Source organism: Pseudomonas sp. CF161, assembly GCF_000416215.1.
Classification (GTDB): domain Bacteria; phylum Pseudomonadota; class Gammaproteobacteria; order Pseudomonadales; family Pseudomonadaceae; genus Aquipseudomonas.
In genome coordinates, this window is record NZ_ATLP01000064.1 from 1 (window position 1) to 8,197 (window position 8,197).

Here is an 8,197-nt window from a genome sequence, read left to right on the forward strand (position 1 = left end):
CCGTTGGCCGGGGAGCATGTGTTCGAGCTGGTCTTCCTTGAAATTGGCGTCCACCCACAGGCCGCTGGCCGGCACCAGCGACAGCAGTTGCGAGCCGGCCTGGGCATAGGCGCCGGGCCGCGCGCGGCGGTTGCCGATCACCCCGTCGACCGGCGCCCGTAGCTCGGTGTAGGCCAGGTTCAGGCGCGCCAGGTCGCGCTCGGCCCGGGCCTGCATCAATGCGGCGCGTGCCTGGAGTTTTTGCGTGGCAATCACCTGCAGCTGGCGCTGGCTGGCCAGCAATTCGGCCTCGGCCCGGGCGTTCAGGGCCTGGGCGGTCTTGAACGTGGCATCGGCGCGCTGGGCGCTTTCCACCGACACCGCCGAGCTGCCCACCAGGCGTTTGTAGCGCGCATTGTCTTCCCGCGAGCGGCTCATCTCCGCCCCCGTGGCGTCGATCCCGGCCCGGGCCTGGCCAATCACCGCGTGCTGCAACTGCTCGGTGGCGTCGAGGTTGGCCAGCAATGCCTCTTGGCCGGCCACCGCGCCTTCGGCCTTGTCCAGGTTGGCGCGGTAGTCCCGCGAATCCAGGCGAATCAGCAGGTCGCCGGCCTGCACCCGCTGGTTATCGCTGACCAGCACCTGCTCGATATACCCGGCGACCTTGGGCCCGATCACCGTGACATCGCCGCCGATATAGGCGTCGTCGGTGGTTTCGATAAACCGCCCGGCGCTCCACCAGTGCTCGGCGTACAGCCCCAGCGCCACCAGGGCCGCCAGGCCCAGGGCACCGATCAGCAGGGGTTTGCGTCGGCGCGCTGGGGCCGGTGGCGGGGTGACGGCGGTTTCGGCGGCGGCGGACAGGCTGGTCATGGGAGGGCATCCGAGGTTGAAATATTATGTGCGTAATATGATTCATGTAATATTTACTAACAAGTACGGATTTCTGCCGATCATCCGGTTTATCGCTGATAAGGAGCGGTCCGGCCTTTCAATCCGCCCTTTGTTGACCATGATCAACCCCAGGGCGGCGCCTGGGGCGCAGCCTGTAGAGATCGCTCAATCCCACAGGAGATCATGCTCATGGCCAAGATGAAGGCGGCGGTATTCGTCGAGAAAAACCGGATCGTGCTCGAAGACAAGACCATCCCCGAGGTCGGCCCGCTGGATGCGCTGGTGCGCATTACCACCACCACTATCTGCGGCACCGACGTGCACATCCTGCGCGGCGAGTACCCGGTGGCCAAGGGCCTGACCATCGGCCATGAACCGGTGGGCATCATTGAACGCCTGGGGTCCCAGGTGCGCGGGTTCAGCGAGGGCCAGCGGGTGATTGCCGGCGCCATCACCCCCAGCGGCCAGAGCTTCGCCTGCCTTTGCGGCTGCGGCGCCCAGGATGGACCCGACACCCGCCACGGCTTCCGTGCCGCCGGCGGCTGGAAGTTCGGCAACACCATCGACGGCTGCCAGGCCGAGTACGTGCTGGTGCCGGATGCCCTGGCCAACCTGTGCCCGATCCCCGATGGCCTCAGCGACGAACAGGTGCTGATGTGCCCGGACATCATGTCCACCGGGTTCTCTGGGGCCGAGCGCGGCGCGGTGGATATCGGCGACACGGTGGCGGTGTTCGCCCTCGGGCCGATCGGCCTGTGCGCGGTGGCCGGGGCGCGGCTCAAGGGCGCGACCACCATCATCGGCATCGACACCGTGGCCGAGCGCATGCAGGTCGCCCGTGGCCTGGGCGCGACCCATGTGGTGGATTTCAAGAACGGCGACGTGGTGCAGCAGATCATGGCCCTGACCCAGGGCCGTGGGGTGGACGTGGCCATCGAGGCGCTCGGCACCCAGGGCACCTTCGAGTCGGCGCTGCGGGTGCTGCGCCCGGGCGGCACGCTGTCGAGCCTGGGGGTGTATTCCAGCGACCTGCATATCCCCCTGGACGCCTTCGCCGCCGGCCTTGGCGACCTGAGCATCGTCAGCACCCTGTGCCCGGGCGGCAAGGAGCGCATGCGGCGCTTGATGGAAGTGGTCGCCAGCGGCTGCGTCGACCTTTCGCCGCTGGTCACCCACCGCTTCAAACTGGATGACATCGAGGCCGCGTATGAACTCTTCGCCCACCAGCGCGATGGCGTCATGAAGATTGCCATTACCCCCTGAGTGACGGATGACGCTCGGCGCGGCACTGGCTTGATGGAGATCAAGTGCCGCGCCGGCAGAGCGCTCACCATGGGCTCCATACCCGACACTCAAGGTCATGGAGAGAAAAAATGAGCCAGTATCAGCGCCTGTTGTTGATCGTCGACCCCGAGCAGCACCGCTCACCCGCCGCGCGGCGTGCCGCCGCCCTGGCCCTGGCCAGTGAGGCGAGCCTGCATGCGCTGGTGTTTATCGAGCCGCCGCCGCGCATCCACCTGTGGGAAGAGCGCATGAGCGACACGGCGCGCGAGCGTTACCTGCAACGGGCCGAACACTGGCTGCAGGTGGAGGCGCAGTGGATGCGCGAGCAGGGGGTCAAGGTCACCACCCAAGTGGTCTGGACCGCCGAGCCGCTCAAGGACATGTTGCAGTACGTTGCGCAGTTTCAGCCGGACCTGCTGATTAAGGACGTGGTGCTGGAATCGGCACTCAAACGCGCGTTCGTGACCCCCATCGATTGCCACCTGCTGCGCGAATGCCCGGTGCCGGTGCACCTGGTCAATCAGGTGGCCCATGCGCTGCCACGGCGCATCGTCGCCGCCGTCGATCCGGCCGATCCCGACACCCTGATCAGCGGCCACAACGGCCAGATCATCCAGACCGCCACTGCCCTGGCCCTGCAATGCGACGCGCAGCTGCACCTGCTGTACGCCTACGACCTGACCCCGGCCTTCAACCCCGAGGTGCCGATGACGGCGTCCGCCTGGGCCAGCAACATCATGGAAGAGTTGCGCGAATCCCTGCACCGCGCCTTTATCGCCCTGGCCGAGCAATACGGGGTGCCCCCCGAGCAGCAGCATTTCGTCATGGGCCCGCCGGTGCCGACCATCGCCGAGTTCGTCGACGAGTTCCTGGTGGACGTGGTGGTCATGGGCACCGTGCACCGCAGCGGCTTTGGCCGGCTGATCGGCAGCACCACCGAGCGCGCGCTGTACTCGATGCCCGGCAGCGTGCTGGCGGTCAAACCCCTGGGCCAGGGGTAGCCCCGGCCCTGGCGCGGGGCGATCAGGCCCGGCGCCGGGTCACGGCAGTTTCTTGCAGCGCTCCGCCGCCGGGCGCGGGTGGCCGAACAGGTAGCCCTGGAAGTGCGAACAGCCTTCGGCCTGCAACTGGTTGAACTGTTCGTGGGTTTCCACGCCTTCGGCGGTGGTCTTGATCAGCAGGCTGCTGCTCATCCCGGTGATGGCGCGGATGATCGACAGCGCCTCGCGGCTCTGGCCCATGTCCTTGACGAAGGATTTGTCGATCTTGATCCGGTCGAAGGGGAACGAGCGCAGGTAGCCCAGTGACGAATAGCCGGTGCCGAAGTCATCGAGGGCGATGCACACCCCCAATTCCTTGAGGGCCTGCAAGGTGCGCAGGTTGCCTTCGCTGTTGTCCAGCAGCACCGATTCGGTGATCTCCAGTTCCAGGCGCGAGGGTGCCAGCCCCGAGTCGGCCAGGGCCAGTTGCACGATGCCCAGCAGATCGTTGTTCTTGAATTGGATCGGCGACAGGTTGACCGCCACCGATTGCTCGGTGGCCCAGCTCGCGGCTTCCTGGCAGGCCAGGTTCAGGGCGCGGGCGCCGATCTCGTGGATCAGCCCGGTTTCTTCGGCGATGGGGATAAAGTCCATCGGCATGATCAGCCCCTTGCTCGGGTGCTGCCAGCGCATCAGGGCCTCGTAGCCGGAAATCTGCTGGTCGTGCTGGCCGATGATCGGCTGGTAATACAGCTGCAACTGCCCCAGGTGCAGGGCGGTGCGCAGGTCGGTCTCCATCATGCGACGCCGGCGTGCCGCTTCATCCAGCTCGGCGCGGAACAGTTCAAAGCGGTTGCGGCCGTTGCGCTTGGCTTCATACAGCGCCATGTCGGCGTAGCGCAGCAATTGCTCCGGGGTGTTGTGGTCGTCGGGGGCGATGGCGATGCCCAGGCTCAGGCCCACGGCAAAGCTGTGGCCATCGATCAGGAAGGGCGGGGCGACTGCCTCGATCAAGCGGCGCGCGGTGCTCTGGGCGTCTTCGGCACTGGCGAGGTTGGGCAGGACAATGGCGAACTCATCGCCCCCCAGCCGCGCCAGGGTGTCCTGGTCGCGCAGCACGCCGCGCAGGCGTTGGCCCAGGGCCCGCAGCAGGCGATCGCCAAAGGCATGGCCCAGGGCGTCGTTGATGTTCTTGAAGTTGTCCAGGTCCAGGCACAGCGCCGCTGTCAGGTTCTGCCGCCGGCTGCCTTCCTTGAGGGCTTCGTCGAGGCAGGCGTGGAACAGGGTGCGGTTGGGCAGGCCGGTGAGTTCGTCGTGGTGGGCCATGTGATGGATCTGGGCATGGGCGGCGATTTCATCGGTGACGTCATCGGCGATCTGCAACACATAGTTGCCACGGGCCTCGGTGCTTTTGCTGAGCAGGGTGCGAGTGCGCAGGGTGCGCGTGCCGGACTGGGTGTCCAGGCGATCCTCGGTCAGGTGCAGGCCGTCGTGGTGCAGGCAATGCTCGGTCAGGTGTTCGATGTAGCCGGCGATGGCCGGCGCCATGCAGTCGCTGGCGGTGCGCCCGATCATGTGCCGGCGCTCGTTGCCGAACAGGCGTTCGGCCTGGGGATTGGCCAGCAGGATCTGCCGCGTGGCGACGTCCTGCACCATGACGCTGGACGGGATATTGGAGATCACCGAATCGAGGAACATCGACAGCGAGGCCATTTTCTCGCTTTGGCTTTCCGCCAGTTCCTTGGCCCGCAGCAGGTCCATTTCATATTGGCGGCGTTCGGTGATGTCGCGGGTGATTTTGGCGAAGCCGACCAACTGCCCGTCATCGTCATGGATGGCATCGATCACCACGCGGGCCCAGAACGAGCTGCCGTCCTTGCGCAGGCGCCAGCCCTCGGCTTCGAAGCGTCCGGTGTCGCGGGCGATATCCAGGTTCTGTTGCGGGGTCTGGGCGGCCTGTTCCGCGGGGTCGTAAAACACCGAGAAATGCTCGCCGACGATTTCTTCCGAGGTGTAGCCCTTGGCCCGTTGCGCCCCGGCATTCCAGTTACAGACGATGCCGTCCGGGGTCAGCCTATAGATGGCGTAGTCGATCACGCTCTGTACCAGCAGGCGGTACATCACATCGGAGTTTTCTATCATCGTCAGGGTCTCGAAACGGGTATTGGCCAGACCGCTAGCAGGGGCAACGCACACCTGTGGGTGGGGCTCAAAAAGAGGCCGCACTGAATAGCAAACGGGTTTTTGTCTGACAATGGTTCTTTAGTACAGGTTTTGTCGGGTTCAGCGCTGTACTTGAGGCGCGAGAACAGGGCCTGGCGAGGCAGATGAACGCCGGGCCGCACACAGCAAAACGGCCTTGATCCGTGAGGATTCAAGGCCGCTGGCATCACCCGATCAAGGCTCAGTGCTGCATATGGTGCTCAGGCATGTTCAGCGCCCGCACCGGCGCCTGGAGCTGGATCGACTCCTGCTCGCCCTTGGCGTTCTGCACCGTCAGGGTCAGCGGCACCTGGTCGCCTTCCTTCACCTGGGCCACCAGGTCGATCAGCATCACGTGATAGCCGTGGGGGTCGAAGTTGACCGCCTTGCCGGCCGGCAGGTCCACCGCTTGCACGGCTTCCATGCGCATCACGTCGTTGTTCATGCTCGATTGGTGGATCTGCACGGTCTTGGCCACCGGCGATTGCACGCTCAGCAGTTTGCTGTCGCTGTCGGCGGTCAGGGTCATGAATGCGCCGGTGGCCTGCTGGCCGGGCACCGTGGCGCGGACCCAGGCGTCGTCGACCCGGGTCTGGGCCGAAGCGTGCCAGGCCAGGCCCAGCAGCGAAAGAATGGCCACGGCCTGTTTGGCGCGGCGGGAAAAAGCAGGGTTACGAGGGGCGGGGTGCATCAGCAGACCTCCATCACGGTAAGCAGATCTTCCGCGCATTCCTGCGCGGTCAGGGAAGGGGACAGCCCCAGGCGCAGTACGCCGCGGGAGTCGAAGACAAAACTGGTGGCGCTGTGGGACAGGGTGTAGGTCGAGCCGCTGGGGATCTTTTCATAGAACACGCCGAACTCCTTGGCGGTCTCCGCGGTTTCTTCCAGGGTGCCGTACAGCGCCTCGAAGCTGGGGTCGAAGGCTTTGACGTAGGCCTTGAGTACCTCGGGCGTATCGCGCTCCGGGTCCAGGGTGATGAAGATCACCTGCAGGCGATCACCGTCGCGGCCCATCAACTTCTTGGCCTGCACCGCCCGCGCCAGGGCCGTGGGGCAGACGGCGGGGCATTGGGTGAAGCCGAAGAAGACCATGGGCATCAGGCCCCGGTAGCTCGACAGCAGCTTCTGATTGCCGTCGGTGTCGCGCAGCTTGAAGGTCCGGCCGAGGATCTTGTCGCTCAAGTCCTTGCCGTACTTGTAGGAGAGCTTGCTGCTGCTGTCGCAGCCGGCGAGCAGGCCCAGGCCCAACAGGCCCATGCCGGCAATCACTTTGCGGCGGGTGACTAAAACACTCATGCATTACTGCCCTTTGCCAAGGCTGGCAGTCGAAGAAGGCCAGGCGGTGGGTTTGTTTCAAGGCCGCGGATATTAACAAACCCCGGACCATTGAGGCGCCGGGGCACGACGACAGGTCGCCCTCGGCCAGCCCCGAACCGCCACCCCAGAGCCTGGATCGGCGCTGCGCCGGCAGCCCTCGCCGCCGCCTGCAAAACCGCGCAGGCACTGCTGTGGGCGGGCTGCACGCAGACCCTGGAAAAACCGACGCTGGGCAGAGGCGGTTTGCGGGACGCTGGCGCGATGGCTGTGGCGTGCGACATTGCGCCGCAGGCGCGCGCTCAACGGTCGCGCGTTCAGTGCCCCGGGCGCCGGGCTGTGGCAGGCGCTCGGGGCGAAGATCTTCACCCCGCCCTGGCTGATGCGAAAACTGGGCAGGCCGGGCAGGGTCGGCTGGCCGTCGCAGTCGGGGGGGCAGAGGAACAGGCTGCGCCGGTAGAGGGCGGCGACTCCGCGCTGGCCGATGATCGGCGTCCGCACATAGTGGCACTGCATTGCGTGGGGCTTGTCCTGGATCAGGCAATGGGCCTAGGGCGTCTGTCGATTGAGCGTGGCGTAGCACTCGCAGGCGGCGGCTTCCAGCCCTTTGCGGTCGAGGATGGTGATCTCGCCACGGCTGTAGCGGATCAGCTTGCGCTGCTGCAAGGCGCCTGCGGCCACGGTCACGCCGCTGCGCCGTACACCGAGCATATTGCCGAGGAACTCATGGGTCAGGTGGAAGTGGTCGGCGTGGGCGCGGTCATGAATCATCAGCAGCCACAGCGCCAGGCGTGGTTCGATGGCATGAAAGTGCGTGCACACCGCCGTTTGCGACAGTTGCAGCAGCAAGCGGTACAGGCTGCGATCCAGGGCCGCGCGCAACAGCGGGTTGGCGGCCAGGGCCAGAGGCAACTGACCCAGGCCCATGCGCAGGCAGCTACCGGCGCCCTGGACCACCGCGCGCAGCGGCGCCGTCTCGACCCCCAGCAGCACACTGGCCCCAAGCACCCCCTCGTTGCCAGTCAGGCCCATCTCCAGCGGCGGGTGGTCACCCAGGGTCGCCACCAGGGAGATAAACGCGGTCTGCGGAAAATACAGGTGCTCCAGCGGCTGGCGCGCCTCGCACAAGACCTTGCCGAAACTCAGCTCCACGGTTTCGCAATGGGCCAGCACACTCAGGCGCTGCCCCGGGGGCAAACCCTGGATCAACTGATTGTGCGCGCTGCGGATCACGGTGGCTGGCATGCGAAGGTCCTGTAGCACATCAGGTAACAGAGGGTGGGCGGTGATGCAGTGTGGGCAAGATCCGGCAGCGGGTCTGTTCGCTACAGCACAGAGTGCGGCGAAGAGGGGCGGGGGCAAAAAGGCAGGCGGCTGAGTTTCAGACTCACCTTATAGCCCCGCTCGCGATCCGAGCCTTAGATTCCGGCAGCCGGGGACAGCTCGTACGGCTATGACGAGACCTGGGCCTGGCAGTCCACCCGTCGAGCCCGTAGGAGCGCATCAAAGATGGCCGTTGCACCCAAACCCACGTCCCGCATGGC

At 65.8% G+C, this 8,197-nt stretch carries 8 protein-coding genes; 2 read left to right on the forward strand and 6 right to left on the reverse strand.

Features of this window, described 5'->3' with window-relative positions; genetic code table 11:
- A partial coding sequence (locus CF161_RS12170) for an HlyD family secretion protein (RefSeq protein WP_020296872.1) occupies positions 1-852 on the reverse strand: 852 nt, incomplete at its 3' end.
- A gap of 210 nt (positions 853-1,062) precedes the next feature.
- Here CF161_RS12170 and CF161_RS12175 point away from each other — a divergent pair.
- Positions 1,063-2,136, forward strand: a complete 1,074-nt coding sequence (locus CF161_RS12175) for an NAD(P)-dependent alcohol dehydrogenase (RefSeq protein ID WP_020296873.1) — start codon at positions 1,063-1,065, stop codon at positions 2,134-2,136.
- Positions 2,137-2,246: 110 nt separating this feature from the next.
- Positions 2,247-3,158, forward strand: coding sequence for a universal stress protein (locus CF161_RS12180; RefSeq protein WP_020296874.1), 912 nt, complete (start codon positions 2,247-2,249; stop codon positions 3,156-3,158).
- 39 nt (positions 3,159-3,197) lie between these two features.
- Here CF161_RS12180 and CF161_RS12185 read toward each other — a convergent pair whose 3' ends face one another.
- The 5 genes from CF161_RS12185 to CF161_RS12205 all read right to left on the reverse strand — a co-directional run bounded on the left by CF161_RS12185 (position 3,198) and on the right by CF161_RS12205 (position 7,898).
- A complete protein-coding gene (locus CF161_RS12185) occupies positions 3,198-5,285 on the reverse strand; it encodes an EAL domain-containing protein (protein ID WP_043229269.1) in 2,088 nt (695 codons plus the stop codon).
- 256 nt (positions 5,286-5,541) lie between these two features.
- Positions 5,542-6,030, reverse strand: a complete 489-nt coding sequence (locus CF161_RS12190; RefSeq protein WP_020296876.1) for a copper chaperone PCu(A)C — start codon at positions 6,028-6,030, stop codon at positions 5,542-5,544.
- The gene (locus tag CF161_RS12195) at positions 6,030-6,635 is read right to left on the reverse strand and encodes an SCO family protein (RefSeq protein WP_020296877.1); all 606 of its coding nucleotides are present in this window, start codon (positions 6,633-6,635) and stop codon (positions 6,030-6,032) included. The genes CF161_RS12190 and CF161_RS12195 overlap by 1 nt, the downstream gene beginning before the upstream one ends.
- Before the next feature lie 72 nt (positions 6,636-6,707).
- Positions 6,708-7,169: a hypothetical protein gene (locus CF161_RS12200; RefSeq protein ID WP_020296878.1), complete on the reverse strand. Its 462-nt coding sequence runs from the start codon at positions 7,167-7,169 to the stop codon at positions 6,708-6,710.
- A 33-nt stretch (positions 7,170-7,202) separates the two neighbouring features.
- Positions 7,203-7,898, reverse strand: a complete 696-nt coding sequence (locus CF161_RS12205; protein WP_020296879.1) for a Crp/Fnr family transcriptional regulator — start codon at positions 7,896-7,898, stop codon at positions 7,203-7,205.
- Positions 7,899-8,197 lie beyond the last annotated feature (299 nt).

What these genes read in the sequence shown, in the direction of transcription:
- CF161_RS12175 (WP_020296873.1), top strand. Translation starts at nt 1,063, where the DNA reads ATGGCCAAGATGAAGGCGGCGGTATTCGTCGAGAAAAACCGGATCGTG.
- CF161_RS12180 (WP_020296874.1), top strand. Translation starts at nt 2,247, where the DNA reads ATGAGCCAGTATCAGCGCCTGTTGTTGATCGTCGACCCCGAGCAGCAC.
- CF161_RS12190 (WP_020296876.1), bottom strand. Translation starts at nt 6,030, where the DNA reads ATGCACCCCGCCCCTCGTAACCCTGCTTTTTCCCGCCGCGCCAAACAG.
- CF161_RS12195 (WP_020296877.1), bottom strand. Translation starts at nt 6,635, where the DNA reads ATGAGTGTTTTAGTCACCCGCCGCAAAGTGATTGCCGGCATGGGCCTG.
- CF161_RS12200 (WP_020296878.1), bottom strand. Translation starts at nt 7,169, where the DNA reads ATGCAGTGCCACTATGTGCGGACGCCGATCATCGGCCAGCGCGGAGTC.
- CF161_RS12205 (WP_020296879.1), bottom strand. Translation starts at nt 7,898, where the DNA reads ATGCCAGCCACCGTGATCCGCAGCGCGCACAATCAGTTGATCCAGGGT.